Raw genomic sequence first — 384 nt, 5'->3', positions numbered from 1 at the left:
TTATGGTTTTGGAAATGGAATTTTATATAAAATTCTACTTCAAAATCAAGCACTTAAAAGAATAATCATCTTTGAAAAAGAATTAGAACTTATCTTTTTGGCTTTAAATTTCATAGATTTTAGCAAAGATTTAAGCTTAGGGCGACTCATTATTTTACATCATGATGATATTAATCTTCCTAAAATGGATAAAGTTTTTCGTTTGATAGGGGATTTGTTTTATCGTTCTTATAATCTACACATTGCTAATGATTTTTATGAACACTATAAAGAAGATATTTTAAAACTTAATAAACTCAACATGCAAATCATCAAAAATCACAATCTTATGCGTGGAAATGATCCTAAAGATGCCATGCAAGGCATAGAACAATTTGTTTATAA

1 pseudogene is annotated in these 384 nt (G+C 26.3%); it reads left to right on the top strand.

Annotated features, from left to right (window positions below):
• Positions 1 to 384, top strand: a pseudogene (locus CCO88_RS09825) (motility associated factor glycosyltransferase family protein); the annotation flags it as partial.

The organism is Campylobacter coli LMG 9860 (assembly GCF_000254135.1).
GTDB classification, from domain to species: Bacteria; Campylobacterota; Campylobacteria; order Campylobacterales; family Campylobacteraceae; genus Campylobacter_D; species Campylobacter_D coli.
Note: the sequence above shows the minus strand (reverse complement) of the source record. Positions and strands in the feature narration are given on the sequence as shown.